At 66.3% G+C, this 25,380-nt stretch carries 36 protein-coding genes; 31 read left to right on the top strand and 5 right to left on the bottom strand.

The genetic code is table 11. The annotated features are described in order from the left end of the window. Positions 1-2 precede the first annotated feature (2 nt). From rplP to ACM9NP_RS12940, 20 genes are all read left to right on the top strand, one after another. Positions 3-428: a 50S ribosomal protein L16 gene (gene rplP / locus ACM9NP_RS13035; protein ID WP_415646929.1), complete on the top strand. Its 426-nt coding sequence runs from the start codon at positions 3-5 to the stop codon at positions 426-428. Continuing rightward, positions 428-661: a 50S ribosomal protein L29 gene (gene rpmC, locus ACM9NP_RS13030; protein ID WP_415646928.1), complete on the top strand. Its 234-nt coding sequence runs from the start codon at positions 428-430 to the stop codon at positions 659-661. Before rplP ends, rpmC begins: the two co-directional genes overlap by 1 nt. Beyond that, a complete protein-coding gene (rpsQ, locus tag ACM9NP_RS13025) occupies positions 658-924 on the top strand; it encodes a 30S ribosomal protein S17 (RefSeq protein ID WP_415646927.1) in 267 nt (88 codons plus the stop codon). The genes rpmC and rpsQ overlap by 4 nt, the downstream gene beginning before the upstream one ends. Positions 925-936: 12 nt before the next feature. Beyond that, a complete protein-coding gene (gene rplN / locus ACM9NP_RS13020; protein WP_415646926.1) occupies positions 937-1,305 on the top strand; it encodes a 50S ribosomal protein L14 in 369 nt (122 codons plus the stop codon). Between the two features lie 3 nt (positions 1,306-1,308). Continuing rightward, positions 1,309-1,626: a 50S ribosomal protein L24 gene (gene rplX, locus ACM9NP_RS13015; RefSeq protein WP_415646925.1), complete on the top strand. Its 318-nt coding sequence runs from the start codon at positions 1,309-1,311 to the stop codon at positions 1,624-1,626. After that, the gene (gene rplE / locus ACM9NP_RS13010; RefSeq protein ID WP_415646924.1) at positions 1,626-2,195 is read left to right on the top strand and encodes a 50S ribosomal protein L5; all 570 of its coding nucleotides are present in this window, start codon (positions 1,626-1,628) and stop codon (positions 2,193-2,195) included. Before rplX ends, rplE begins: the two co-directional genes overlap by 1 nt. 1 nt (position 2,196) lies before the next feature. Next, complete coding sequence (locus tag ACM9NP_RS13005) at positions 2,197-2,382, top strand: type Z 30S ribosomal protein S14 (RefSeq protein WP_415646923.1); 186 nt, start codon at positions 2,197-2,199, stop codon at positions 2,380-2,382. Between the two features lie 193 nt (positions 2,383-2,575). Beyond that, entirely contained in the window at positions 2,576-2,983 is a 408-nt protein-coding gene (rpsH, locus tag ACM9NP_RS13000; protein ID WP_415646922.1) for a 30S ribosomal protein S8, read from the top strand. 14 nt (positions 2,984-2,997) lie between these two features. Beyond that, positions 2,998-3,537, top strand: coding sequence for a 50S ribosomal protein L6 (gene rplF, locus ACM9NP_RS12995; RefSeq protein WP_415646921.1), 540 nt, complete (start codon positions 2,998-3,000; stop codon positions 3,535-3,537). Further along, the gene (rplR, locus tag ACM9NP_RS12990) at positions 3,538-3,933 is read left to right on the top strand and encodes a 50S ribosomal protein L18 (protein ID WP_415646920.1); all 396 of its coding nucleotides are present in this window, start codon (positions 3,538-3,540) and stop codon (positions 3,931-3,933) included. Between the two features lie 304 nt (positions 3,934-4,237). Beyond that, positions 4,238-4,843: a 30S ribosomal protein S5 gene (rpsE, locus tag ACM9NP_RS12985; RefSeq protein ID WP_415646919.1), complete on the top strand. Its 606-nt coding sequence runs from the start codon at positions 4,238-4,240 to the stop codon at positions 4,841-4,843. Positions 4,844-4,857: 14 nt separating this feature from the next. Further along, a complete protein-coding gene (gene rpmD / locus ACM9NP_RS12980; protein ID WP_415646918.1) occupies positions 4,858-5,040 on the top strand; it encodes a 50S ribosomal protein L30 in 183 nt (60 codons plus the stop codon). A 2-nt stretch (positions 5,041-5,042) separates the two neighbouring features. Then, positions 5,043-5,498, top strand: a complete 456-nt coding sequence (rplO, locus tag ACM9NP_RS12975; protein ID WP_415646917.1) for a 50S ribosomal protein L15 — start codon at positions 5,043-5,045, stop codon at positions 5,496-5,498. A 287-nt stretch (positions 5,499-5,785) separates the two neighbouring features. After that, the gene (gene secY / locus ACM9NP_RS12970; protein ID WP_415646916.1) at positions 5,786-7,138 is read left to right on the top strand and encodes a preprotein translocase subunit SecY; all 1,353 of its coding nucleotides are present in this window, start codon (positions 5,786-5,788) and stop codon (positions 7,136-7,138) included. A 12-nt stretch (positions 7,139-7,150) separates the two neighbouring features. Then, a complete protein-coding gene (locus ACM9NP_RS12965) occupies positions 7,151-7,804 on the top strand; it encodes an adenylate kinase (protein WP_415646915.1) in 654 nt (217 codons plus the stop codon). Between the two features lie 7 nt (positions 7,805-7,811). Continuing rightward, positions 7,812-8,645 (top strand): type I methionyl aminopeptidase, encoded by an 834-nt coding sequence (map, locus tag ACM9NP_RS12960; RefSeq protein ID WP_415646914.1) that lies wholly within the window; start codon positions 7,812-7,814, stop codon positions 8,643-8,645. Between the two features lie 129 nt (positions 8,646-8,774). Further along, complete coding sequence (locus tag ACM9NP_RS12955; protein ID WP_415646913.1) at positions 8,775-9,254, top strand: DUF1707 domain-containing protein; 480 nt, start codon at positions 8,775-8,777, stop codon at positions 9,252-9,254. 36 nt (positions 9,255-9,290) lie between these two features. Next, positions 9,291-9,791 (top strand): DUF1707 SHOCT-like domain-containing protein, encoded by a 501-nt coding sequence (locus ACM9NP_RS12950; RefSeq protein ID WP_415646912.1) that lies wholly within the window; start codon positions 9,291-9,293, stop codon positions 9,789-9,791. Between the two features lie 10 nt (positions 9,792-9,801). Continuing rightward, entirely contained in the window at positions 9,802-10,440 is a 639-nt protein-coding gene (locus tag ACM9NP_RS12945; RefSeq protein WP_415646911.1) for a nicotinamide mononucleotide transporter family protein, read from the top strand. Positions 10,441-10,531: 91 nt separating this feature from the next. Next, on the top strand, positions 10,532-11,158 hold the full coding sequence (locus tag ACM9NP_RS12940; protein ID WP_415646910.1) for a class I SAM-dependent methyltransferase: 627 nt from the start codon (positions 10,532-10,534) through the stop codon (positions 11,156-11,158). Between the two features lie 63 nt (positions 11,159-11,221). On the opposite strand, the gene ACM9NP_RS12935 is transcribed toward ACM9NP_RS12940, so the two are convergent. Further along, positions 11,222-12,313, bottom strand: coding sequence for a hypothetical protein (locus ACM9NP_RS12935; RefSeq protein ID WP_415646909.1), 1,092 nt, complete (start codon positions 12,311-12,313; stop codon positions 11,222-11,224). Positions 12,314-12,654: 341 nt separating this feature from the next. Between ACM9NP_RS12935 and infA the strand changes: the two genes are divergently transcribed. From infA to truA, 8 genes are all read left to right on the top strand, one after another. Further along, a complete protein-coding gene (gene infA, locus ACM9NP_RS12930; RefSeq protein ID WP_013016493.1) occupies positions 12,655-12,876 on the top strand; it encodes a translation initiation factor IF-1 in 222 nt (73 codons plus the stop codon). Between the two features lie 25 nt (positions 12,877-12,901). After that, positions 12,902-13,015: a 50S ribosomal protein L36 gene (gene rpmJ / locus ACM9NP_RS12925; protein WP_415646908.1), complete on the top strand. Its 114-nt coding sequence runs from the start codon at positions 12,902-12,904 to the stop codon at positions 13,013-13,015. A gap of 165 nt (positions 13,016-13,180) precedes the next feature. Next, positions 13,181-13,561, top strand: coding sequence for a 30S ribosomal protein S13 (gene rpsM, locus ACM9NP_RS12920; RefSeq protein ID WP_415646907.1), 381 nt, complete (start codon positions 13,181-13,183; stop codon positions 13,559-13,561). 30 nt (positions 13,562-13,591) lie between these two features. After that, on the top strand, positions 13,592-13,993 hold the full coding sequence (rpsK, locus tag ACM9NP_RS12915; protein WP_415646906.1) for a 30S ribosomal protein S11: 402 nt from the start codon (positions 13,592-13,594) through the stop codon (positions 13,991-13,993). Between the two features lie 19 nt (positions 13,994-14,012). Then, positions 14,013-14,639, top strand: a complete 627-nt coding sequence (gene rpsD / locus ACM9NP_RS12910; RefSeq protein ID WP_415646905.1) for a 30S ribosomal protein S4 — start codon at positions 14,013-14,015, stop codon at positions 14,637-14,639. 120 nt (positions 14,640-14,759) lie between these two features. Beyond that, positions 14,760-15,794: a DNA-directed RNA polymerase subunit alpha gene (locus ACM9NP_RS12905; RefSeq protein WP_415646904.1), complete on the top strand. Its 1,035-nt coding sequence runs from the start codon at positions 14,760-14,762 to the stop codon at positions 15,792-15,794. Between the two features lie 50 nt (positions 15,795-15,844). Next, positions 15,845-16,315: a 50S ribosomal protein L17 gene (rplQ, locus tag ACM9NP_RS12900; RefSeq protein ID WP_415646903.1), complete on the top strand. Its 471-nt coding sequence runs from the start codon at positions 15,845-15,847 to the stop codon at positions 16,313-16,315. A gap of 175 nt (positions 16,316-16,490) precedes the next feature. Further along, a complete protein-coding gene (gene truA / locus ACM9NP_RS12895; protein ID WP_415646958.1) occupies positions 16,491-17,300 on the top strand; it encodes a tRNA pseudouridine(38-40) synthase TruA in 810 nt (269 codons plus the stop codon). 190 nt (positions 17,301-17,490) lie between these two features. Here the strand turns inward: truA and ACM9NP_RS12890 are convergent, their stop codons facing one another. From ACM9NP_RS12890 to ACM9NP_RS12880, 3 genes are read right to left on the bottom strand one after another with little or no spacing between them, the layout of a single operon-like run. Beyond that, the gene (locus ACM9NP_RS12890) at positions 17,491-18,723 is read right to left on the bottom strand and encodes a hypothetical protein (protein ID WP_415646902.1); all 1,233 of its coding nucleotides are present in this window, start codon (positions 18,721-18,723) and stop codon (positions 17,491-17,493) included. A 38-nt stretch (positions 18,724-18,761) separates the two neighbouring features. After that, on the bottom strand, positions 18,762-19,166 hold the full coding sequence (locus ACM9NP_RS12885) for a hypothetical protein (RefSeq protein WP_415646901.1): 405 nt from the start codon (positions 19,164-19,166) through the stop codon (positions 18,762-18,764). 14 nt (positions 19,167-19,180) lie between these two features. Then, positions 19,181-19,744: a hypothetical protein gene (locus tag ACM9NP_RS12880; protein WP_415646900.1), complete on the bottom strand. Its 564-nt coding sequence runs from the start codon at positions 19,742-19,744 to the stop codon at positions 19,181-19,183. 830 nt (positions 19,745-20,574) lie between these two features. Here ACM9NP_RS12880 and ACM9NP_RS12875 point away from each other — a divergent pair. The 3 genes from ACM9NP_RS12875 to ACM9NP_RS12865 all read left to right on the top strand — a co-directional run bounded on the left by ACM9NP_RS12875 (position 20,575) and on the right by ACM9NP_RS12865 (position 24,291). Beyond that, on the top strand, positions 20,575-21,414 hold the full coding sequence (locus ACM9NP_RS12875) for an ABC transporter ATP-binding protein (protein ID WP_415646899.1): 840 nt from the start codon (positions 20,575-20,577) through the stop codon (positions 21,412-21,414). After that, positions 21,411-22,325, top strand: a complete 915-nt coding sequence (locus ACM9NP_RS12870; protein ID WP_415646898.1) for a hypothetical protein — start codon at positions 21,411-21,413, stop codon at positions 22,323-22,325. Before ACM9NP_RS12875 ends, ACM9NP_RS12870 begins: the two co-directional genes overlap by 4 nt. Before the next feature lie 103 nt (positions 22,326-22,428). After that, complete coding sequence (locus ACM9NP_RS12865; protein WP_415646897.1) at positions 22,429-24,291, top strand: endonuclease/exonuclease/phosphatase family protein; 1,863 nt, start codon at positions 22,429-22,431, stop codon at positions 24,289-24,291. Between the two features lie 153 nt (positions 24,292-24,444). Here ACM9NP_RS12865 and ACM9NP_RS12860 read toward each other — a convergent pair whose 3' ends face one another. Beyond that, on the bottom strand, positions 24,445-25,353 hold the full coding sequence (locus ACM9NP_RS12860) for a hypothetical protein (protein ID WP_415646896.1): 909 nt from the start codon (positions 25,351-25,353) through the stop codon (positions 24,445-24,447). Positions 25,354-25,380: the final 27 nt, after the last annotated feature.

The following is a 25,380-nucleotide window of genomic DNA, read 5'->3' as shown; positions in this document are numbered from 1 at the left end:
CAATGCTTATGCCACGTAAGCCCCCGAAGGGCTTCCGTAAGCCACACCACCCGAAGCGTCGTGGTATGGCCAAGGGCGGCACGCGCGTGACGTTCGGCGAGTTCGGCATCCAGGCGCTGGAGTCGGCGTACGTGACCAACCGGCAGATCGAGTCGGCGCGTATCGCCATGACCCGTCACATCAAGCGTGGCGGCAAGGTGTGGATCAACATCTTCCCCGACCAGGCTCTGACGAAGAAGCCCGCCGAGACCCGCATGGGTTCCGGTAAGGGTTCGCCGGAGTGGTGGGTGGCCAACGTTAAACCGGGTCGTGTCATGTTCGAGCTGTCCTTCCCCAACGAGACAATCGCGCGGGAAGCGATGCGCCGTGCGATCCACAAGCTCCCAATGAAGTGCCGCATCGTGACACGTGAAGTGGGTGAGGTCTGATGGCGGCGGGAATCGAGTCCGCTGAGCTGCGCGAGCTCTCCGACGACGAGCTGCGTACGCGGCTTCGGGAGTCAAAGGAAGAGCTGTTCAACCTTCGGGTGCAGTCGGCGACCGGGCAGCTGGACAACAACCGGCGGCTGAACACGGTTCGCCGTGACATCGCCCGGATCTACACGATCATGCGTGAGCGCGAGCTGGGTCTGTCCGCCGCGCCGACGGAGGTGGCCTCATGAGTACTCAGGAGCGCGCGACGACTCGTAAGGTCCGTGAGGGCCTGGTCGTCAGCGACAAAATGGACAAGACCGCGGTCGTCGCGGTCGAGGACCGGGTCAAGCACCCGCTCTATGGCAAGGTCATGCGCCGCACCAAGAAGTACAAGGCGCACGACGAGAACAATGAGTGCGGCATCGGTGACCGGGTTCAGATCATGGAGACCCGACCCCTGTCGGCGACGAAGCGCTGGCGGATCGTCGAGATCCTCGAGAAAGCCAAGTAAGGAGATCCCGACGTGATTCAGCAGGAGTCGCGACTGCGGGTCGCCGACAACACGGGTGCACGGGAAGTGCTGTGCATCCGGGTTCTCGGTGGCTCGGGTCGCCGCTACGCGGGCATCGGCGACATGTTCGTGGCGACCGTCAAGGACGCCACGCCCGGTGCCGCCGTGAAGAAGGGTGACGTGGTCAAGGCCGTCGTCGTGCGCACCCGCAAGGAGCGCCGTCGCCCGGACGGGTCGTACATCCGTTTCGACGAGAACGCCGCCGTCCTCATCAAGGACGATGGGGAGCCTCGCGGCACCCGCATCTTCGGCCCGGTGGGCCGCGAGCTGCGCGACAAGAAGTACATGAAGATCATCTCCCTCGCGCCGGAGGTGCTGTAACCGATGAAGGTTAAGAAGAACGACCGGGTTCGGGTCATCTCCGGCAAGGACAAGGGCTCCGAGGGCAAGGTCATCGAGACCTACCCGAACGAGAACCGTGTTCTGGTCGAGGGTGTCAACCGGATCACCAAGCACACGAAGATCGGTCAGACCAACCGCGGTTCCAAGACCGGTGGCATCGTCATTCAGGAAGCGCCGATTCACGTCTCGAACGTGATGGTGCTCGACGCTGACAACCGCCCGACCCGGGTTGGCTACCGGCGCGATGAGGACGGCCGCAAGGTCCGCGTCTCGCGGCGTGAAGGCAATAAGGACCTGTGATGACAACGGCGACAGAAACCAAAGTGCTGCCGCGCCTCAAGGAGCGGTACCGCAACGAGATCGCGTCGGCGATGAAGGAGCAGTTCTCCTACGCCAACCCGATGCAGATCCCCGGTCTGACGAAGATCGTGGTGAACATGGGTGTCGGTGACGCCGCTCGCGACTCGAAGTTGATCAACGGCGCGTTGTCGGACCTGGCGACCATCACCGGTCAGAAGCCGCAGATGCGTCGGGCTCGGAAGTCGATCGCGCAGTTCAAGCTGCGCGAGGGCATGCCGATCGGCGCGAAGGTCACCCTTCGCGGCGACCGGATGTGGGAGTTCTGCGACCGACTCCTGTCGATCGCGCTGCCGCGTATCCGTGACTTCCGTGGTCTGTCGGACAAGCAGTTCGACGGTTCGGGGAACTACACCTTCGGCTTGACCGAGCAGTCGGTGTTCCACGAGATCGACCAGGACAAGATCGACCGCGTCCGTGGTATGGACATCACGGTCGTGACGACTGCGAAGACCAATGAGGAGGGCCGCGCTCTTCTGAAGCTGCTGGGCTTCCCGTTCAAGGAGAAGTGAGATGGCGAAGAAGGCGCTGATCCACAAGGCTGCGCAGAAGCCGAAGTTCGCGGTGCGCGCGTACACTCGCTGCCAGAAGTGCGGACGGCCGAAGGCCGTTTACCGCAAGTTCGGGCTCTGCCGGGTGTGCATTCGTTCGATGGCCCACCGCGGCGAACTGCCGGGCGTCACCAAAGCGTCCTGGTAGCAGATCGCACGAGGCGTCCCGAACCAACGACGTCCGCTCACGGTTCGTACGTCGCCGGTAGGTCAACCTGCCGGTCTCGTACGAGCCGTGCCGGTGCGTCCGGGTCGTTTCCCGTTCGATCCGATTCCTATTTCCATCGCTACAGGCCCCCCGACACGGGGGGAACCGGAGCGAGAAGGGTTACAACACAGCAATGACAATGACAGACCCGATCGCGGACATGCTGACGCGTCTGCGTAACGCCAACCGGGCCTTCCACGACGTTGTCGAGATGCCCCACTCCAAGATCAAGGCGAACATCGCCGAGGTCTTGAAGCAGGAGGGTTACCTCGCCGACTGGCGCACGGAGGAGCCTGGCGAGGGAGAGGTCAGCAAGAAGCTGGTCCTCGACCTCAAGTTCGGCGCCAACCGTCAGCGCAGCCTCGCAGGCATCCGCCGGGTGTCGAAGCCCGGTCTGCGGGTTTACGCCAAGTCGACCGAGCTCCCTCGCGTGCTCGGCGGCCTTGGCGTGGCGATCATTTCCACATCCCAGGGACTGCTGACGGACCGTCAAGCCCGCAAGCGTGGAGTGGGCGGGGAAGTCCTCGCCTACGTCTGGTAAGGGAGTAAGTACACATGTCTCGTATCGGACGTAAAGTCATTCCGGTGCCCTCGGGTGTCGAGGTGACCATCGATGGTTCGAACGTGCTGGTGAAGGGCCCCAAGGGCGAGCTGTCTCAGACGCTCGTCGCGCCGATCACCATCGCGAAGAACGAGGACGGCTCGCTTCAGCTGGCCCGTCCCAACGATGAGCGCCGCAACCGGGCGATGCACGGCCTGTTCCGTTCGCTGGTGGCCAACATGGTCACGGGCGTGACGGAGGGCTACAAGAAGAGCCTGGAGATCAACGGCACCGGTTACCGCGTTCAGCTGAAGGGCAAGGACCTCGAGTTCGCCCTCGGCTTCTCGCACCCGGTCGTCGTCACGCCTCCGGACGGCGTCAGCTTCTCCGTGGAGAAGCCGACCCTGTTCCACGTCGAGGGCATCGACAAGCAGGCCGTCGGCGAGATCGCCGCGAACATTCGCAAGATTCGCCCGCCGGAGCCGTACAAGGGCAAGGGCGTCAAGTACGTGGGCGAGCAGATCCGTCGCAAGGCGGGGAAGGCAGGTAAGTAAATGTCGGCCACGCTTTCCAAGCGTCGCAAGGGCGCTGGCCCCAGCGAGGCTCGGCGTGTCGCTCGCGGGCGTCGTCACTTCCGCGTTCGCAAGAACGTCTACGGCACCGCTGAGCGTCCGCGCCTGGTGGTCACCCGTTCGCTGAAGCACATCGTCGCGCAGCTGATCGACGACGACAAGGGCCACACGGTCGCCTCGGCGTCCACGATGGACTCTGCCGTTCGCGGCGGCGAGGGTGACAAGAAGTCGCTCTCCGCCTCCGTCGGCAAGCTGCTCGCCGAGCGCGCGACCGCCGCCGGTGTCGAAGCGGTCGTCTTCGACCGTGGCGGCAACGCCTACCACGGCCGGATCGCCGCCCTGGCGGACGCCGCTCGTGAGGGCGGCCTGCGCTTCTAGGGTCTTCGATGCGCGCGGGGGGAGCCTCGGCTTCACCCGCGCACCTTCGAGCCTCGTGGGGGAGCCTCGGCTCCACCCACGCGGTGCTCCTGGGATCTTCGATCCTCGTGGGGGAGCCTCTGCTCCACCCACACCCCCTCACCTGGATATTTTCCGGCGCCTCTCGGGTTCGCCCGAGGGGAGGGGGCCGTCTCTCCGTCATGGGGGGACTATCCTCCTCGGGGAGATTCATCTCCACTGAGGAGTGTTAGCGAGTCGGCGCGACGAGCGTCGGCGTTATAGCGAATAAAGGAAGGTATGCCTCATGGCAGCTGAAAAGCGCCAGGGTGGTTCCGGGGGTGGCGAAGGCCGTCGTCGGGACCGTCGTGAAGGCCGCGGTAAGGACGCCGCGGAGAAGACGCCGCACATCGAGCGCGTCGTGTCGATCAACCGCGTCGCCAAGGTGGTCAAGGGTGGACGTCGGTTCAGCTTTACCGCGCTGGTCGTCGTCGGTGACGGCAACGGTCAGGTCGGCGTCGGTTACGGCAAGGCCAAGGAAGTTCCCGCCGCGATCGCCAAGGGCGTTGAAGAGGCGAAGAAGAGCTTCTTCACCGTTCCCCGTATCAACGCGACGATCCCGCACCCGGTGATCGGCGAGGACGCGGCCGGTGTCGTGCTCCTCAAGCCCGCCAGCGCCGGTACCGGCGTCATCGCGGGTGGTTCGGTGCGTGCCGTGCTGGAATGCGCGGGCGTGCAGGACGTCCTGAGCAAGAGCCTCGGCTCCGACAACGCGATCAACATCGTTCACGCGACGGTCGCCGCGCTGAAGTCGCTCGAATCTCCCGAAGCCGTGGCCGCCCGTCGTGGGCTGCCCATCGAAGACGTCGCCCCGGCCGCCATGCTGCGCGCCCGTGCGGGTGTCGAGGGTTAAGGGGGACGAGACTGATGGCACGTTTGAAGGTCACGCAGCGTCGTTCCCTGATCGGCACCAAGCCCAACCAGCGCGAGACGCTGCGTTCCCTGGGCCTGCGCCGCATCAACGATGTCGTTGTCAAGGAAGACCGGCCTGAGATCCGCGGCATGATCCACACCGTGACGCACCTCGTCTCGGTCGAGGAGGTCGAGTAGCGATGACGATCAAGATTCACCACCTGCGTCCCGCCCCCGGTTCCAACACCGCCAAGACCCGCGTGGGTCGCGGTGAGGGTTCCAAGGGAAAGACCGCTGGTCGCGGTACCAAGGGTACGAAGGCCCGTAAGAACGTCCCCGCGGCGTTCGAGGGTGGCCAGATGCCGCTGCACATGCGGCTGCCGAAGCTGAAGGGCTTCCGTAGCCCGTTCAAGGTGACCTACCAGGTCGTCAACCTGGACAAGCTCGCTGAGCTGTTCCCGGATGGCGGCAAGGTCGGTCCGTTGGAGCTGGCGCGCGCCGGCGCGGTCCGAAAGGGCCAGCCGGTCAAGGTGCTCGGTTCCGGCGACCTGGGCGGTGTCAAGCTCGACATCACCGCGAACGCCTTCTCCGGCTCCGCCAAGGAGAAGATCGCCGCCGCCGGTGGTTCGACCTCCGTCCTCGGCAAGAACGCCTAACACAGCAATGTCGAGTGGGCCGGTTCGTCCTCGAACAACCGGCCCACTCGCGTTCTCGGGCGTGTCGTCCCCGGCCGTCTTCTCGGCCGTTCACGGGGAACCGTTGCCCGGACGCCGTTCGGCATCGCCGCGGCGCGATCGCATTGTTATGGGTTCGAAGCCCGCCGCCGAGCTCGGACTCGGTGCGGGCTGTTAGAGTCCCTCACGCGGCCCGCATGTGCGGGCTACCACTACACCACGCCCATCGCCACTTACCCCAGTGGCGGCAGTTGCTGGAGGAACCTGAGTTGCTAACCGCATTCTTCAGCGCGTTTCGGACGCCCGATCTGCGCAAGAAGATCCTGTTTACTCTGTTCGTCCTCGGGCTGTACCGACTGGGAGCCGCCCTTCCCAGTCCTGGCGTGTCGTACGGCAACGTGCAAGCCTGTCTCGGTACGGCCGAGTCGGATACCGGCGTCTTCACGCTGTTGAACATGTTCTCCGGCGGCGCCTTGCTGCAGCTGTCGGTTCTCGCGCTGGGCATCATGCCCTACATCACCGCGAGCATCATCTTGCAGCTGCTCACGGTCGTGATTCCCCGACTGGAGCAGCTGAAGAAGGAAGGCCCCTCGGGCCAGGGCAAGATCACCCAGTACACGCGTTACCTGACGCTGGGGTTGGCCATCCTTCAAGCTTCCGGCTACATCGCCTTGGCGCGTACGGGCACGTTGTTCAACAACAACCCGAACCCGGCGTGTACCGAGATCATCCCGGACACCTCCGCCATGGAGGTCGGTATCCCGATGTGGATGACGCTGACCGTCATGGTCATGGTCATGACCGCGGGCGCCGCCGTCACGATGTGGTTCGGCGAACTCGTCACCGACCGCGGCGTCGGCAACGGCATGTCGGTCCTGATCTTCGCGTCGATCGCCGCCCAGCTGCCCGGCCAGGTCTGGCAGCTGAAGGAGACCGAGGACAGCTGGTTCCTGTTCGGCGCGATCATCGCGGTGGGTATCGCGATCATCGCCCTCGTCGTCTTCATCGAGCAGGCGCAGCGCCGCATCCCGGTGCAGTACGCGAAGCGGATGGTGGGACGTCGCATGTACGGCGGCACCTCCACGTACATCCCGCTGAAGGTCAACCAGGCCGGCGTCATCCCGGTCATCTTCGGATCGTCGCTTTTGTACATCCCGACGTTGATCTCGCAGTTCTACCAGAACGACACCGACCCGCCCGCGTGGGTTCGCTTCGTCACCGACTACCTGTCCAACCCCGGCAACTGGGTCTACACGGTCGTCTACTTCTTCCTCATCGTCTTCTTCACATACTTCTACGTCTCGATCTCGTTCAACCCGAACGACGTCGCGGACAACATGAAGAAGCTCGGCGGATTCATCCCGGGCGTCCGCCCCGGCAAGCCGACCGCTCAGTTCCTTGAGCGCGTGCTGTCGCGGTTGACGTTCCCCGGTTCGATCTACCTCGGTCTGATCGCCGTTCTCCCGAACCTCGCGATCATCGCGTTCGGCGGAAACCAGGCGTTCAACCAGTTCCCGTTCGGTGGTACGGCTGTGCTCATCATGGTCGGCGTCGGTCTTGAGAGCGTCAAGCAGATCGAAAGCCAGCTAATGCAGCGCAACTACGAGGGTTTCCTTCGGTAAGGGGGACAGCGTATGAGGTTGGTTCTGGTCGGCCCGCCCGGAGCGGGCAAGGGCACGCAGGCGGAGTTCATCGCCACACAGCTGTCGGTACCGAAGATCTCCACGGGGGACATCCTTCGGGCCAACGTGACGGGTGGCACCGAGCTCGGTCTGGAAGCCAAGCGATACATGGACGCCGGTGAGCTGGTGCCCGACGAGGTCGTCATCAACATGGTCCGCGCGCGACTGGCGGAGCCCGACGCCGAGGACGGTTTCCTGCTCGACGGGTTCCCCCGCACCGTCCCACAGGCGCAGGCATTGGACAAGCTCCTCGCCGATCTCGGCACGGGCCTGGATCTGGTGTTGGAACTCGTCGTCGACAACGACGAGGTGATTCGGCGTCTGTCGGGTCGCCGGACGTGTCGCGGCTGCGGAAAGATCTGGCATGTCGAGTTCGATCGCACCCAGGCCGAAGGCGTGTGCGATCGCTGTTCTGGTGAGTTGTACCAGCGCGACGACGACAAGCCCGAGACCATCGCCAACCGGCTGAAGGTGTACGCCCGCGAGACCGCTCCGTTGATCGGTTTCTACGGCCGCACCGGCAAGCTGGTCGGCATCGACGCGACCGGTCCGGTCGAGGACGTGACGGAACGCGCCCTCGCGGTCCTGTCGTCCTACGAGGTGTGACGGTCGAGTGTTCGGTACCAAGAACAACATCCAGTACAAGACGCCCGAGCAGTTCGACAAGATGCGCGCTGCCGGTCTCGTCGTCGCGGCCGTCCATGACGCGATTCGTGGCGCGGTCGCGCCCGGCGTGTCGACGGGGGAGCTCGACGAGCTCTCCGAGACGGTCATTCGCGACAACGGCGGCATCCCGTCGTTCAAGGGCTACGACATCGGGCTCGGCCCCTACCCGGCCTCGATCTGTTCCTCGGTGAACGAGCAGGTCGTCCACGCGATCCCGTCCCGCAAGCAGGTGCTCCGCGAGGGCGACATCGTGTCGGTCGACGTAGGCGCCATTGTGGACGGCTGGCACGGCGACGCCGCGATCACCGTCGGAGTCGGCGAGATCTCGTCGGACCTGACCGCGCTGATCGCCGCCTGCGAGGAGTCGATGTGGGCCGGAATCCGCGCGGCCGCGACCGGGAAGCGCCTCGGCGACGTCTCGCACGCGATCGAGACGTCCGTGGAGGCGTCCGGCGATTACGGCATCGTGGAGGGCTTCGGCGGCCACGGCATCGGCACCGAGATGCATCAGGACCCGCACATCCTCAACTACGGCGCCCCGGGGCGCGGCGTGAAGCTGCGGACGGGCATGGCCCTGGCGATCGAGCCGATGATCACGCTCGGCAATCCCGAGACGGTCGACGACTCCGACGGCTGGACCGTGCGGACGGCCGACCGGTCGATGGCCGCGCACGTCGAGCACTCGATCGCGTTGTGCGGCGACGGGGTGTGGGTACTGACGGCACCGGACGGCGGTCTCGCCAGGCTCGGCGAGTTGGCCTCCGCGAAAGCCCGCGGCTGAACCGTTTTCCTCCGCTCCACAAGTGAACCTAAGTTCCCTTGTGGAGCTTTTCGGTAACGATTGGCGAACGGTTTCCGCGGCGCGTCTCGCCCGCTCGACGTGACGTCACCTTGGTGGCATGATGGTTGCATGTCCGATGACGCCCATCCGCCTGCCCCCGACCGGAGCGGTCAACGGGCCGCCGACTCCGACCGCAAGCTCACCGTCGACCGACTTCGCCACGCCCTGGACGAGGGTCGTCTCGACCTGTCGGAGTACGACGAGCGGATCGCGTCCGCCTATCAGGCGAAGACGTACGGCGATCTGGACAGGCTTCTCGCCGACATCCCGGGCACGGTCCCGGCCGGCCAGTCGGAGTTGGAGGCCGTCCAACCGGGCGCGGTGACGTCGCGGGAGGCGGTCGACAAGCGCCGCGCGCGGCGCCGCAAGGAGCTGCGGGGCATCTGGTCGGGTTTCGGTGGGGCGTTGATCTTCTTCACGGGGCTGTGGGCGATCGGCTGGATCGCCAGCGGCAACCCGCCGGGCCACTACTGGCCCGCGTGGATCGTCGGGATCTGGGGGATCGGAGCCCTGGCCTCCACGTGGTCCAAGCTCATGAACGACGACTGACGCGCACCACCACCTCTCCACCCTCGAAGGCTGAATGTGAACGATAAAGACAAGCTGCGCATCGGCGACAGCGATCGCGAAGTCGTGTCCCGGTTGTTGAAGTCGGCGGTGGACGAGGGCCGGCTGTCCCTCGCCGAGTACGACGAGAGGCTGCAGCGCATCTTCGAAGCGAAGACCGTCGGCGACCTGACGCCGATCACGGGTGACCTGATGGGTCTCGGTCGGACGGTCGTCTCGGTGCCCGGTGGCGATCTCGCGACGCCGGTCCGCACCGGGAAGGTGCGCCGGTCCGGCACGCCCGCGTGGATCAAGTGGATGTGGTTCGGCTGGTCGGTCCCCGTCCTGCTGTGCAGCGTCATCGCCGTGATCCTGATGGTGACGGGGGCCGATCAGGATCCGTTCTGGCCGCTGTGGGTCGCGGGACCGATCGGCGCGCCGATGCTGTCGGTGACTCTCATGGAGCGGTTCATGATCCGGCCCACCTTGGATCGTCAGCGAGCCGAGCGCGAGTCGCGCCGCGCCTTTACCAGCGAGTAGCGTGATTTTCGTGGGATATCTCAACGAGTTCGGCCCGTCCCTGTTCGGGCAGCACGTCAGTTGGGCCGAACTCGTCGGCCAGCTGTCGGCGATCGCGGTCGTGCTCATGGCCGCCAAACGCAGTCTGTGGGTGTGGCCGGTCCAGATCCTCGCGACCGTCCTGCTGTTCACGGTCTACAACGACGCCGGTCTGACGGGCCTCAGGGATCGACAGATCGCCATCTTCTTGATCTCGGCGTACGGCGCCTGGGCGTGGTGGCGGCACCGTAAGACGGTGTTCGGGGTGCCGGTGCGCAAGGCGAATCGGACCGAGTGGCTGCTGCTCATCGCCGCCATGGTCGTGGGGACGCTCGCGTACGGCTCGTACCTCCAGTGGACGGGCTCCTCGGCGTGGCTGCCGTGGCCCGACGCCTGGATCTTCATCGGTTCGATCGTCGCCTTCGCGGCGCAGGGACGTGGGCTGGCCGAGTTCTGGCTCGTCTGGCTCGCCGTCGACATCGTCGGGGTGCCGTTTCAGCTCAACGCGGGGCTGTGGTTCTCGGCCTTCGTGTACGTGATCTTCGCCGGGCTCGTGGTGCACGGCTATGTGACGTGGCTTCGCGCCGCCGAACGCGAGACGGAGCCCGTCGTCGAGCCCGCGCCGACCTGACGTCGGCACGGTGACCCGGATCGCCAGTCCACGCATGGCTTCCCGATGCGGGGTTACCGATTCGGGCACTCATCCCGTACCCTCGACCGAGATGAACGCCACCTCGGAAACGCCGCAGCCTCGAGGCTATTGGGGCGACGCCGCCGTCTTCTTTCGGTCGTGGATGCGGACCCCCGGCCGCACCGGCGCGGTCCTGCCGTCGTCGCGGTACCTCGCGACCGCCATGACCACCGTGCTCACCGGTATCGATGATCCCGATGTCGCGGAGCTCGGCCCCGGCACGGGTGCCTTGACGGAGGCGATCCAGGGTCGTCTGGGCGATGGCGGCAGTCATGTCGCCGTCGAGCTGAACCCCGAGTTCGCCGAGCGACTGCGCCGAAGATTCCCGAACGTCGACGTCGTCAACGACAGCGCCACCGAACTCGTGAAGATATTGGCGGAACGCGGTCGTACGGGCGTCGACGCCGTTGTCTCCGGCCTGCCCTTCGCGGCGTTCCCCGAGCAGCTCCAGCGGGACGTGCTCGACGCGGTCGTGCTGAGCCTGCGCGACTCCGGCGGCCCGTTCGTGACGTTCAACTACGTCGGCGCGTTCTCCATGCCGACGGCTCGGCGGTTTCGCGGACTGTTGGCGGAACGGTTCGCCCAGATCGAGATCAGCCGCCCCGTGTTGCTGAACATCCCACCCGCCTACGTGCTGACGGCCCGCGACCCGCGCTGACCACTCGCCCGCCTCGGGCATGGAAAGGGCCCGACCGAATGATCGGGCCCGTTGTCGTCACCGTCAGCCAGCGGCCGTCATCGCCTCTTCGAAGGCGGTGGATAGCGCGTCGGCATCGTAGTCGAGGATCGCGAAGGCGTTGCTCGTCCAGAGCCCCTGGATCTCGTGGCTACCCGGGATCACGGGAAATTGGACGGTGCAGGTCATGTCGACCTTCTTCGTGGTCTTGACGGTTTTCGTCGCCACGCACGTCTCTTCTCCGAGGGTGCTCGACTCGCTCGTCGCTTCGAAGACCACGAGTGCACGGTCCGACCTGTCGCCGTAGACGTGGACCTCGACCTCTACGACGAAGGTGCAGGTGAAGGAGGAGTGGCAGTCGTATGACTTCTGATCGGTCTTGACGTCGACGGTCGACGTGAGATCGAAAGGAGTCTCCATATCGTTCGAGACCTCCTGCAGCTTCTCACCGAGTTCCGTGAGTTCCTCGGCGTCGGGCGGGGTCATCAGAAGGTCCAAGCGCAGTGTCGTCCTGATGCGGGTCTGAGGGTCGGCGATCGACAATTCGACCCCCTCGACGCCAAGCAGTTCGTGCGGTTTTTCGGCGGCGACGTGGGTGTGCCCGCCCAGCGTGGGGATCGAGTACGCGGACACGCCATTGAACATCGCCGGAGCGGGCAGCTGGACCCGGAGGGCGTCGGTCTCCTGGAATTGCTCGAGCAGGGTTTCGGCGACGTAGGCGGGTGCCAGTAGCGCCCCAGGGTTGAACCACGACTCGGGGTCGACCTTGACCCACTTGTTCTTGAGCTTTCCCCCGCTAGGGAAACCGGCGTCGTTCCAGAACGAGGTCGTTGATCGAGCGAAGACGTCCTCGCCGTGCGAGATGATCTGACTGTCGTCGGCCTTCTTCGTGGTGAAAGTACCGTAGGACGTTCCGTTGGAGAAGGCGACGAACTCGATCGTTCGTGACGTGACGTTGTTTCCGAGAGCGGTGACTCCGACGTTGTAGCGGAGCATGTCGAGATCCGCGACGTCCTCGATGGCCGCGCCGAACATGTCGCGGGTGGGCGCGGTCGGGTCGACGAACTTCGCGGACGTGGTGCATCCAGTGAGCACCAGGACGGCAGCGCACAGCGACGCGCCGAGGAATTTACGCATAGGACACCTTGGTGAAGGGTCGTCGGACCGGGCGGGTCCGACGCCGGGCGGGATGCCACGCGACGACGGCGCCGGCGAGCGTCGCGATGGGACCGTTCAATCTAGCGAACGATGAGACTTGTGCGACAGCGGATAACGGGTGGTGGTGCCGGGGTGATCCCCGGACGTGTGACACGCCCGACCGCGGGGCGGCTGGTGTGGGGTTTTTGCGGAGAGTAGACTCCCTAGACGGCGCTGTGCGTCTTGTCCGTCATGCCTTGCGCGCTTCCACGGCGACGGACGCGGCTGGACGAAACAGTGTTGATCAGTATCGGATCCGAGAAGTCACGGTAGCGGAGGACATGCCGAAAAAAGACGGCGCAATTGAAATCGAGGGCCGGGTCATTGAGCCCCTCCCGAACGCCATGTTCCGGGTGGAGCTGACTAACGGTCACAAGGTCTTGGCGCACATCAGCGGCAAGATGCGTCAGCATTACATTCGTATCCTGCCCGAGGACAGGGTCGTCGTGGAGCTTTCTCCATACGACCTGTCGCGCGGGCGGATCGTCTACCGCTATCGCTGACTGACGACGACATCGAGTAGGACTCGTGAAGGTTAAGCCGAGCGTCAAGAAGATCTGCAACAAGTGCCGCACCATCCGCCGTAACGGCCGGGTCATGGTGATCTGCTCTGACCCGCGCCACAAGCAGCGTCAGGGCTAGAAGCACTTGTGGCAGCTGCTTCTCGCAGAACGCCCACAATAGACAAGTAACACTGTTCGCCGTGCCCTGAGCACGACACCCCCGGCGCGGAGGCCGGGGCCCCGCCCGGGCAGGCGGGGAGCCGCGAACGGTGCAGACCTCCGACTATTCAAGGAGACAGCCCGAATGGCACGTCTAGTTGGTGTCGATCTCCCGCGCGATAAGCGGCTCGAGATCGCCCTCACGTACATCTTTGGCGTTGGCCGCACTCGCGCGATCGAGACGTGTGCCAACACCAGCATCGACCCGAACCGCCGGGTCCATGACCTCACCGACGCCGAGCTGGTTCAGCTGCGCGACTGGATCGAGGCCAACTACCAGGTGGAAGGTGACCTGCGCCGCGAGGTCGCCGCTGACATCCGCCGCAAGGTCGAGATCGGCTGCTACCAGGGCATCCGCCACCGCCGTGGCCTGCCCGTTCATGGGCAGCGGACCCGCACCAATGCGCGTACCCGTAAGGGCCCCAAGCGCACTGTGGCCGGTAAGAAGAAGCCCGGTAAGAAGTAGTCAGCCAGGATATTAGGAGCGCACAGCTACATGCCGCCGAAGACTCGCGGTGGGGTCAAGAAACTCCGCCGTAAAGAAAAGAAGAACGTCGCTGCTGGGCACGCCCACATCAAGAGCACGTTCAACAACACCATCGTTTCGATCACCGACCCCACCGGTGCCGTCATCTCCTGGTCGTCGTCCGGCCAGGTCGGCTTCAAGGGTTCGCGCAAGTCGACGCCGTTCGCCGCGCAGATGGCCGCTGAATCGGCCGCCCGCCGCGCCATGGAGCACGGCATGCGCAAGGTCGACGTCTTCGTGAAGGGCCCCGGTTCGGGCCGCGAGACGGCGATCCGTTCGCTGCAGGCCGCCGGCCTCGAAGTCGGTTCGATCAACGATGTCACGCCTCAGCCGCACAACGGCTGCCGTCCGCCCAAGCGGCGTCGGGTCTAGGGAAAGGGAGTAATAGACAATGGCTCGTTATGCCGGACCCGACTGCCGTCGTTGCCGTCGCGAGAAGATGAAGCTGTTCCTCAAGGGGAGCAAGTGCGAGAGCGCGAAGTGCCCGTTGGAGTCGCGCCCCTTCCCGCCCGGACAGCACGGTCGCGGTCGCCCCAAGGAGACCGAGTACCTGCTTCAGATGCGTGAGAAGCAGAAGGCCAAGCGCACCTACGGTGTGCTGGAGAAGCAGTTCCGCAACTACTACGAGGAAGCCAACAAGCGCTCCGGCAAGACCGGTGAAGAGCTGCTGCGCATCCTCGAGTCACGCCTCGACAACGTCGTGTTCCGCGCCGGTTTCGCCAAGTCCCGTGACATGGCCCGCCAGCTGGTGACGCACGGCCACTTCATGGTCAACGGCCGCAAGGTCAACATCCCCTCGTTCCGGGTGACCGCCAAGGACATCGTCGAGGTTCGCCCGAAGTCGGTCGAGATGACGCCGTTCGTGGTGGCTCGCGCCGAGGCCGGCGAGAAGACCGCTCCCGCGTGGCTGGAGCCGATCCCGTCGAAGATGAAGATCCTCGTCCACTCGCTGCCCGCGCGCCAGGTGATCGACACCCAGGTGCAGGAACAGCTGATCGTCGAGCTCTACTCGAAGTAGTTAGTCGTCCACCGTGTCCGCCCGCGCGGCACCTCCCGCGTCGCGCGGGCGGNCNCGGGACTCGACTGTCCATGTTGAAGACGTCATATAGCGGGCGTCGAAACGTAAAGGAAAACACTAGTGCTCATCACTCAACGGCCCACGCTGTCGGAAGAGACGCTGTCGGAGACCCGTTCGCGGTTCTCCATCGAGCCGCTGGAGCCGGGCTTCGGCTACACGCTCGGCAACTCGCTGCGTCGGACGCTTCTGTCGTCCATTCCGGGCGCGGCAGTCACCTCGATCAAGATCGACGGCGTGCTGCACGAGTTCACCACCATCCCCGGCGCCAAGGAAGACGTCGTCGAGCTGGTGTTGAACGTCAAGCAGCTGTGCGTCAGCTCCGACTCGGACGAGCCGGTCACCATGTACCTGCGCAAGCAGGGCCCCGGTGACGTGACGGCGGGCGACATTCAGCCCCCGTCGGGCGTCACCGTCCACAACCCGGAGCTGAAGCTCGCGACGCTCAACGGCAAGGGCCGTCTCGACATGGAGTTCACGGTCGAACGCGGCCGCGGCTACGTGTCGGCCTCGCAGAACAAGCAGCCGAACGCGGGTATCGGCCGGATTCCGGTCGACTCGATCTACTCGCCGGTGGTGAAGGTGAGCTACTCGGTGCAAGCTACCCGTGTGGAGCAGCGCACCGACTTCGACAAGCTGATCATCGATGTCGAGACCAAGCCGTCGACCAGCCCGCGTACCGCGCTGGCGTCGGCCGGGTCGACCCTGGTGGAACTGTTCGGTCTCTATCGTGAGCTCGACTCCACCGCCGAGGGCATCGACGTTGGACCGTCGCCCGCCGACGCCCAGCTGGCCGCCGACCTGGCGCTGCCGATCGAGGAACTGGAACTGACCGTTCGTTCTTACAACTGCCTCAAGCGCGAGGGCGTCGACAGCGTCGGTGAGTTGATCAACCGCACCGAAGCCGACCTGCTCGACATCCGCAACTTTGGGCAGAAGTCCATCGACGAAGTCAAGATGAAGCTCGCCGGGCTGGGTCTGGCGTTGAAGGACTCGCCGGGTACGTTCGACCCGGCCGAGGCCGCTGCCGCCTACGACGACGCGGAGTACGACGACTTCGAAGACGGCGAAGACCTTCGCGAGACCGAGCAGCTCTAGAGGCTGTCTGACGACAGCCGCAGAGGCTGTAGTACTAAAAGGAGAAACCAATGCCACAGCCTACAAAGGGCGCGCGTCTGGGTGGGTCCTCGGCGCACCAGCGGCTCATGCTGGCTAACCTGGCGACCTCGCTGTTCAAGCACGGCAAGATCACGACGACCGAGGCGAAGGCGCGCCGTTTGCGCCCGTACGCCGAGCGTCTCGTGACCTTCGCGAAGAAGGGCGACTTGGCCTCGCGCCGTCGCGCCATCGCGAAGATGACCGAAGTGGACGTCGCGCACGACCTGTTCGACGACATCGCGCCTCGCTACAGCAACCGTTCCGGCGGTTACACCCGCATCGTCAAGATCGGCCCCCGCAAGGGCGACAACGCCCCGATGGCCGTGATCGAGCTCGTCGAAGAGCTCGAGGAGACCGCCGCGCCGAAGCGCAAGGCTCCGTCCCGCAAGGCCGCCAAGGCCGAAGCGGTGGAGGCGCTCGCCGGTGGCGACGACGAAGCGACCGACGGCGACGACAAGTAACGACGTGTCCGACAACGGCCGTGCGACCGCGCGGGAAGCGATTCCCGCCGACAGCACGGCCGTTGTCGTGCCCGGGGAAGTCCCCGACACGGTCGTGGGCGGGGCGCCCCTGCCGGTTGGCGAGACAGTGCCCGCCGATGCCGAGGTCGTGGCCGCCGAGGATTCCGCGCCCGACATGGTGCGGCTTCGGCTTGACATCTCCTACGACGGCGCGGACTTCTCCGGCTGGGCGTTCCAGCCGGAACGGCGCACCGTCGCCGGCGAGATCAACCGCGCTTTGACGTTTCTGTTCGGCCGGCACGAGCGGTTGACGGTCGCCGGTCGGACCGATGCCGGGGTGCACGCGACCGGTCAGGTCGCCCACGTCGACGTCCCCGTCGAGGCGTGGCGTCAGCACGGGGAGCGGGCGGTGTGGCGACTGCGGGGGATTCTGCCGCCGGATGTGCGGGTGCCGAACGTGCGGGTCGTCGATCCCGCCTTCGACGCGCGGTTCGCGGCGACCTGGCGCCGGTACGTCTATCGCGTCTCCGACTCGGCGTGGGGTGTGGAACCCTTGCGCCGCAACGACACTCTTGGGTGGGCTCGTCCGCTCGACGCGGCCGCGATGGGTCGCGCGGCCACGGCCGTGCTGGGCGAGCACGACTTCGCGGCGTTCTGCCGTAAACGCGAGGGCGCCACGACGATTCGGGCGCTGCGGCGTTTCGACGTCGCCCGTGCCGAGGACGGGATCATCGCGATCACCGTCGTCGCCGACGCCTTCTGTCACTCGATGGTCCGCAGCCTCGTCGGTGCGCTCATCGCCGTCGGCGAGGGACGCCGCGACCCGGCCTGGTTCGCGTCGATGCTGACGCTAGGCCGTCGCAGCGACCAGATCACGGTCGCGCCGCCGCACGGCCTCACCCTCGTCGCGGTCGGTTACCCCGACGATCCGGCGGCCTGGTCTGCCCGCCAGACCGAGACTCGTCGCGTCCGTACGTTGCCCTGATCAACGCGGACTCGATCGGGACTTCGGACGATCTCCACTTTCGACTTTCGACGCACTCGCGCGGACGGGCACGCCCGATCGCACCCGCGGTTCCGGTGCGCATGCCGGAAACAACGAGGCGAGACGCCAACCGCGTCCCGCCTCGTTGCTCAGTGGCGACCAGCCCCTGCCAAAACTGGTCCACTGTGTATTAGTTGACGACGTCGTCGACGTTCTCCGGTGTCGCGTCGCCAAAGCCCGGTTCGCCGTTGGCGCCCTCGGGACGCGGGGCCACGAGATGCTGCTTGCTGGATTCGATCAGTCCGGACAGCGAGGTCATGCCGCTGCCCAGCTTCTCGTAGGCCTCGTCGAGGTCGGTCCAGGACTTCTGGGCCAGCGTGCGCAGGTTCTCGATGACGCCGTCGAGCGTGTCGGCACCGAGCTGCTCTTCCGTGGCGCTCAACGAGTCCAGGTTCTTCGCCACCGAGACGGAACCGTTGATCAGGCTGATTCCCGCGCCGACCAGCGCGAGGCTCGTACCGGCGCTCGCGATCGAGGTGACCGCGCCCGCGATGGTGAGGACCGCGCCGGCGAGACCGAGCCAGGCCTGGACGTCGCCGCCACCGCCACAGCAGTCGTCGAAGCTCTCGACCGCTTCGAGTCCGCTGTGGGCGAGGCTGTCGATGTCCGCGCGGGCGCGTTCGACGAGACCGTAGTGGACGCCGAGCAGGTTGCGGATCGCGCGGATCACGTTCACCTGGTGGGCCGCCGCGACGGGGATCTTCGGGAGGAACTGGAACTTGAACACCTTGGACGTCGCCGAGTCCCACGACGTGACGGCGGACCGGACGGCGTTGACGTCGGAGGTCACCGCGGAGCCGAGCTGCGAGTTGCCGAGGTTCGTCGAGTTGGTGTCGACGTCGATCTCGCCCTCGTCGTTCGTCTCGACCTCGACGAGCCCCTCGGCTCCGGCGACCAGTTCCAGCGCCGCGATGTGCGAGTCGGCGCGGCTCGGCTTCGGGATGGAGCCGGCGCGCGAGAAGAGGTCGACGATCCACACGAGGTGTTCGTTCTTCAGGTCGCTCTCGGCCTTGGACGCGTCGCTCGTGGTGAACGTCAACAGGTCGACGTTGTAGTTCTCCTTGTAGTCGTCGACGAATTCCTTGGTGCCCGAGTCGAGCAGGCTGTACCCGTTGTCGGGGCCCTTCTCCGGCCAGGTGACCGTAGTGGGGTCGACGTTGTCGTACATGATGTCGTCTTGGATCTCGCGGGTCTTCTGCTCGATCGCGTAGTCGACGGCGCTCTGCGCGGTCTGCGCGTCCGTCATGACCTGGCTCGCGGCGAGCTCGGAGATCTTGTCCTTGATCTTGGTGGCTAGTTCCTCGATGTGGGAGCCGAAGGCACCCTCATCCATGTCCTTGTGATCGCCACATGCGTCTGCCATTGCTTTACCTCGTCAACGAAAGGCTGGGGGCTGGGGGCTTACGGCCGGTCGGCCGGGTCGTAATCGGGCTCGGGCACGCCGTTGCCGGGGTTGTTCGGGTCGAGGCTGGGGAGGCCCGGGTCGGTGCCGCTGTTCTGCGACGCCTGGATGTACTCGTCGATCTCCTGCTGGAGGTCGGCCGCGGCCGACGCGTCCTGCGCGCAGACGGTGTTGACGTACCGCACGAGGGTGCGTCCGGTGTCGTTGCAGTTGTTCTGGCTGTCCGCCAGGCAGTTCCAGATCCCGTTGACCATGCTCGACCACGGGCCGCTCACGGTGCCCGTCTCGAAGACGTCTCCGGGGGAGGCGGTGCCGCTGATCGTGGAGATCGACTCGCCGTACGACGTGCCGAGGTCGGTCAGGATGTCCGCGCCGATGAGGACGTCAAAGATATCGACTTCCATTGCCATGCCTTTCTTTAAGAGGTGGTGCGCGACCGGCCGAGATCGCGGAGGATTTCGCTGGGCCCGAAGGACTTGTCACGCAGTCGGGACATGGTGCTGCGCCAGCTGCCCATCGCCCGCTTGACGAGCATCGCCAGTTCGCGGAGGAACTCCTCCTCCTTGAGCTTGCGAATGGTGCCCGGTTTGATCTTCACGACCCACCGGGTGCCGCCCACGATCGTGATCGTCAGGTTGGCGCTGCTGACGGATACCTGCGCGGCGTCGCGCTCCTCGCGGAGCTTGCGCTCGGCGGAGGACACCGGGACTCGCGGTCGAGCCTCGTGGCTTTCTCCGTTGGCGGCACGCAGACCGGCCTGGCGGGCGCGTTCTCGCGACACCCACGCGAGCCTGGCCAGCTGGACGAGCTGAGCCTGGAGCTCCGGCTCGGTGTACTGCGTGTAGGTACCCGAGGCGAACGACAGGCCCTTGATCAGTCCAGCCTGCACGGTCGCGTTGATGCGGCCGTCGGGTGAGGTGACCTCTTCGCTGTGATGTGCGAGCGTTCGAGCGAAGGCGCTTTCGGTTGAGGTATCGGGCATTGTTGCCACCCATTCTTGAAGCGATTTAGTGGGCATTCCGGGGCGAAGGAACAATCGCAACAATACGACAGCTCGTCCACCCGCGTGTACCCCCAGTATGTGGCGGCGCGCGGCGACGTCCCGGCCGTCCCGAGCTCTGGAACAGGACTTTTGCTTGGAAAGGGATTACTTCATGCGGAACTCACACGTCTTCGGATATTGGGTACCGGTGCGTAAAGTGGCGTCGAGGGGGACGGTCGGTAGCTACCTGTTAAGTGGCGGTTAAGAACGCGGTGAACGACGAATCAAATTCGTAAGATAACGAATCGGTTGCGATCACATCCGATATAGGGTTCCCGGGTTCTCGATGTTCGGATGACGTATGCGCCAATCGACACCTTTATGGATCGAAGTGTCGGGAGGCGCGGGAATATCGCTCGATCGGGCGACGCGGGAGTCGATGGACATTTGTGGACCGTCGGTTGTGGCCTCGACGGTGCGACGAGGAAGGCGGCCCGCGAGGCTAGCTCAGGCCGGACTGCGACGGTGGTCCGGCGGCGGTTCGCCGCGCGTTCCTCCCCGTTCGGCATGGCGGGGATTCTCGTGCTCGGTCGTGACGCCGACGAAAGGTTCGGCCACGTAGCTCACCTTTCCATTGTGGCCCAACAATTTCCGCGATGAGCGACGGATGCGCCGCGATCGAGTCCGGGTGGCCGAATCGGCGAGGCCGGCGCGGATGTTCGGCCGCCGCTCGTGACCGAAGTCCTTGCGTCACTTGTGTACGGTATGTGGTGGCTCGACGCGCGATGCCCCCGTCGACCTTTTGTCCCCTTAAGACTGGATGTGATGTGATGTCGACGCCTGCCCTGGTGGCGCGTTCCCTCAAGAAGCGATATCGCCGGGCCGAGGCGCTCGTCGATTGCTCGTTCTCGATACCCGCCGGTTCGATCACTGCGCTCGTCGGCCCTAACGGAGCGGGAAAGAGCACCCTGATGTCCATCGTCGCGGGCCTCTTGGCGCCCGATGACGGGGACGTCCTCGTCTCCGGGGAACCCGTCGGCGTCGGGTCCGACCGATCCCAGCTGTCCTTCCTGGCCCAGTCCAAGCCGCTGTACGGGCGCTTCACCGTCGCGGAGATGCTGCGCGCCGGTCGGTCGCTCAACCGGACGTGGGACGACGCGTACGCGCAACGGCTCATCACCGCCGCCGCCGTGCCGATGGGCGCGACGGTTCGCACGCTCTCCGGCGGGCAGCGGACCCGCGTTGCCCTGGCGCTAGCGCTCGCGCGCCGTCCCGCGGTGCTGGTGCTGGACGAGCCCGTCGCCGACCTTGACCCGATCGCGCGTCAGGACGTGCAGCAGTCGATCCGAGAGGAAGCCGCCGTCACCGGCACCACGGTCATCATCAGCTCGCACGTCGTGTCCGAACTGGACCAGCTCTGTGATCGTCTGCTGTTGTTGACGAGCGGACGACTGCGGTTGTCCGGCCCCGTCGCGGAGCTGATCGACGGACACCGCCTCGTCGACGCCGACGAAACCGGTGACGCCGAGGTCGTCGGCCCCGTTGACGTCGGGCCGTCCGCGCGGGTCCTCGTGCGCGGTACGGGCGACGGTGAGAAACCCACATTGGAGGATCTGACCGTGGCGCACCTGCGTCGCGACGTCGCCATGACCGGGAAGGTGTCCTCATGACCTGGTTGGTCTGGCGCCGTCAACGCGCCAACCTGATCGTCTCCGTCAGCATCGTGCTGGTCCTGATCGGATGGTGGTCGTCCATCATCGCCTCGGGTGACCTGAGCGGGTGCGGTCTGACGGACGGCCCCCGTTGTCGTCCGGACGTCGAACTCCTCCTGGACAACGAGTTCGTCTTCGTCCTCGTCATGATCGCGCTTCCGATGTTCCTCGGCGCCTTCGCGGGCGCTCCACTGTTCGCGCGCGAGTACGAGGCGGGCACCGACGTCTTCGTCCTCTCCCAGGACGTGAGCCGGAAGCGTTGGTGGTGGACGAAACTGACGATCGCGGGATCTCCACTGGTGGTCCTCATGGCGGTGCTCGGCGTCGTCTCCGTGTACGGCGCGCGGACCGGCCTGTTCCATCAGGTGTTCTCCTCGCCGTGGTACCTGACGATCGGACCGGTGCTCGGCGCCTTGACCCTCCTGGCGTTCGCGCTGGCGGTGACGATTGGCGCGTTGAGCCGCAACACGATCGCCGCGCTCGCGGGTACGGTCGCCGCCTACGCCGTCGTGCTCGGCGTCATCGGGGTGTTCGTCTCGCCGCACCTCACGACGCCGTATCGGTACGCGGTGCCGATGGAGTGGTCCGCGGAGGGTTACGTGGGTCCGCCCGAGCCCCCGGGCAGGAGCGAGGACACCTTCCCCGTCGACTACGGCATGTCGTCCTCGCGCACGGACCTGGTTCTCGAAGGCGCCCTCTGCTCCCGGGACACCTGCTCGGACGACCTCGATCAGGTCTATGTGGACTACTACCGCGCGGGCGACATCTGGCGGGTGCAACTGGCGGACGCGGCGGTGTACGCCGCGATCGCGCTCGTCGTGCTCGGCGTCGGTCATCGGGCGGTGACCCGCTCCTCGACCCGGGCTTGACGAGCCGAGTCCTCGAACGCCGTCCGGTTCGCGCCGGGCGGCGTTCCTTCTTGTGCGTCGCTCCGAAATAGGCGAGAATGACTCACGTTTGAAAGGCGGCGACATGATTCCACGTCGGTGGCGACTCGATATCGCGCTGGGCGTCCTCCTTCTCCTCGACGGCCTGCGCGTCTTCATGCCCTCGCTCATCACCCTGTTCGGGCAGGCGGGCGGCACCCCGGCCGAGTACATGGGACTGTTCGCCCTGGCCTGGTTCGTCGTGCCGGTGCTCGTCATCCCCTTTGCCCGGCTGGTCACGCCGACGACCCTCGCGCTCGGGCTGGGCGCCGCCCTCGGCCTCGCCCGCCTCGCGCTGCAGGCCACCGACGGGGGCCAGGCGCAGCTGTACGTCGCCTCCGTCACCGTCGCCATCGGACTGTCGTGGCTGACCGCCACCGCGATGAGCGACGACGACACCCAAGGCGCGTTCATCGGCGTCATCACCGGTGTCGCCGCCGCCACCGTCGTCCAGGTCGCGTCCAACACCGTCGACCTGGCCTGGCGGCCGGGACTCCTCCCGTGGGCCGCGACCGCCGCGCTCGTCCTGGGCCTGTGGACAACCCTGTGGAAACGTCACCGGACACGCCGGAAACCCAACGCCACCACGGCCTCCGCGTGGTGGGGCATCGGACCCGCCGTCCTGCTGTGGGGCATGCTCGCCGCCAACCCTGGCCTCGCCACCGCCGTCACCGCATGGCCGGGCTGGGCGGCCGGTGCCGTCATCACCTTCACGGTGACCGCGACCGTCGCCGTCGTCGCCGCCCCCGACCGGTTGGCCGGGCACCCGCTCGCGCCCGGCATCGTCCTCATCGCCTCCGCGCTGGCGTTCCCACTCGCCACCGTCACCGTCGACGGCGTCACCGGGCTACATCCATGGTGGACGATCATCGTCGCGGTCGCCGCCGCGTGGGCGACCGCCGCCTGCTTCGGTTTCGCGGCCGCGCGCCGCGATCCCAACCCGCGACCCATCGCCGCCGGGATCGCCCAGTCCGTCGGCATGATCGCCTTCGTCGTCCTCCTGTTCGCCTACTACGCGGCCTACGATCTCCCGCTCGATAACGAATGGGTGCCCGCCGTCGCCGCCACCGCGCTCGCGTTCCTCGCCTGGCGGGGCCGGGCCGCCACCCACGCGCGCACCCGGATCGCGCCGTACTCGGTGTGGCCGATCGCCGCGGCCGTCGTCGCCTTCGCGGGCGGCATCGCGACCACGCCCACCGCGATCACAGTGGACGCCCCCGCCGACGAGCTGCGCGTCGTCGCGTACAACGTCCGCATGGGCTACGGCCTCGACGGAACACTCGACCTCGCCGAACAGGCCGACACCATCGCCGACCTCGCCCCGAACGTCGTCGTACTGTCCGAGATAGACAGAGGGTGGTTCCTCAACGGCGGCCACGACGGTCTCGCCGCACTCGCCGATCGGCTCGGCATGCGATACGTCTGGGCGCCCGCCGCCGACGGGGTATGGGGCGACGCCGTGCTGACGAACCTCCCGATCACCTCGATCGCGAACACCCCGCTCGTCCCCGGCGGCCCGACCGGCGCACAGGCCCTCAGCGTCGGCATCGACTGGGACGGAACGGATGTCACCGTCATCGCCACACACCTGCAACCACCGCCGGACTGGAACGACCCCGGTCAGGTCGAGCAGATCGCGGCACTGGCGGCGGACGCCGCGACGCGCGGCCCCGTCGTCCTCGCCGGGGATCTCAACCTCGAACCGGACGACGAGGTGTGGCGGATCCTGATGGACGTCGGTCTCGTCGACGCCTTCGCGGCCGATCGTCCCTTCGACACGACATCGACGCCGGGCGAACAGATCGACCACATCCTGACGACACCGGACCTGCGCCCGAGCGACCCGGCCAACCCGCCCGCCCCGTACTCGGATCACCGCCCCGTCGCGGTCTCGCTGACGAGCGCGTAGGAGCGGGATGCCGCCGTCCGCGCGGTCGTGATCCCGGCGTCATGGCCCATCGTTGCGGGGGACCGTCGCGGCGCGACCGACCGCCCCGACCTCGGCCGCCCCGCCGTCCTCGTTCGCGGCTCAGGCGTTTCCACGCGCGCCCGGCGGTGCGCGTCAGTCCTGAGTCTCGCTGCGCGGCTTCAGGGTCCTGATCAGGTGCGTGTCGACGAGTTCGGAGACGAGGGCGCCCACGGCCGGGTCGTCGCCGGCCGGGGCCTCGCCGTCGACTCGTCCTATCACGACATACAGCAGGTAGTGCCCGTAGGTGTTGAAACCGAGGACGGTGGGGCTCAACCCGAGTTCGCTGCCCGCGCCCTCGGTGCGCAGCGCGGCGAAACCACCGTCGACACCCGCCTCGATCGCGTCACGGGCACTCGAAGCCGCCGCGTCGTCGACGAGATTCACTACGCCGACGGTCGCGACGTACGCGCCGTCGGGAGCGACGACGGTCGCGCGGACCACCTGGGTGCAGTCACCATCGGCCAACAAGTCGCCAACCGCGCCGACCGCCGCGTCGGCGCACTTCGTCACCTCGTCGGTCCCGAGGACCGTATAGCCGTCGAGCGCGGATTCGGAGAACAGCTCGTCGGCCGTGACGGGCTCCGGGTCGGTCTCCCTCGAGAGCGCGGCGTCGGGCACGTCGTCGCGCGGAACGGAGTTCTCGTCGGTGTGCTGCTGATTCGGTTCGGCCGCAGCGGGATCGTCCCGCAGCAGCATCCAACCGCCTGCGGCGCAGGCACTCGCGGTGATGACACCCGCCAGACACGCGACGACGGTCAGCCACACCTGGCTCTTCCTGCGCGCGCGGGCGGCGGCCCGACGCAGCGGGACCGTGTCGGGTTCGCGGAAGCCTCGCGGTCGTGCGGCGCCCCTCGCGGGACGGGCGGGACGTTCAATGGAGTTGGTGTCGACCCGCCCCGTGCGTCGCAGCCGGTCGGGTGGTGAGGATTCGGCGACCCGGCGGTGCCGGTGCGGTGCCGAATGCGTTGGCGGGGTTCCGAATGGGGATTGGCTCGCTGCCACGTCCGTCGAGGCTAGTCGATATCTGCC

Origin of the sequence: Stackebrandtia soli (assembly GCF_965137155.1) — a bacterium.
GTDB classification, from domain to species: Bacteria; Actinomycetota; Actinomycetes; order Mycobacteriales; family Micromonosporaceae; genus Stackebrandtia; species Stackebrandtia soli.
The sequence above is the reverse complement of the archived record's forward strand: the minus strand, read 5'-3'. Positions and strand labels throughout refer to the sequence as shown.